This is a genomic window from Vibrio sp. 2134-1, from assembly GCF_033339495.1.
On record NZ_JAWOUS010000337.1, the window covers coordinates 1 to 763 of the forward strand.

A 763-nucleotide genomic window follows, 5' to 3' on the forward strand; every position below is an offset into this window, starting at 1 on the left:
ATAACAACAGTTTCCAAGCCATAAATAGATTGGAACTCAAACGCTTCAGTATCCGCTGTAACAGTCATACCAGACAGTTTCTCGTATAGACGGAAGTAATTCTGGAATGTGATAGAGGCTAGCGTTTGGTTTTCGTTTTGGATCTTAACGCCTTCTTTCGCTTCGACAGCTTGGTGAAGACCTTCTGACCAACGACGACCTGGCATTGTACGACCAGTGTGTTCATCAACGATCACAACTTCGCCGTCATCGTTAACGATGTAATCCACGTTACGCTCAAACAGCACATGTGCTCGTAGAGCAGCATTTACGTGGTGAAGCAAGCTGATGTTCGCAGGTGAGTACAATGTATCACCTTCTTCCATCAAACCATTTTTAACCAATAGCTCTTCTACGTATTCTTGACCCGTTTCAGTCAAGTGAACTTGTTTTGATTTTTCATCAACAGTGTAGTGACCATCGCCACGATACTCTTCAGAATCTTCTTTATCTTGCTTCTGTAGGTGTGGGATAAGCAGGTTGATTCGAGTGTAAAGTTCTGAACTGTCTTCTGCCGGACCAGAGATGATCAAAGGAGTACGAGCTTCATCGATAAGGATTGAGTCCACCTCATCGACCACAGCAAAGAAACGTTCGCGCTGAACACGGTCTTCATTGCGGAAAGCCATGTTGTCGCGCAAGTAATCGAAACCAAACTCGTTGTTTGTTCCGTATAGAATATCAGCTTGGTACGCTTCTTTTTTCTCTTGAGGAGGCATGTTCG

Annotated in this window: 1 pseudogene; it reads right to left on the reverse strand. The window is 44.2% G+C overall.

The features are described 5' to 3' along the window. Window positions 1-763: pseudogene (gene secA / locus R7R78_RS25835) on the reverse strand (preprotein translocase subunit SecA); the annotation flags it as partial.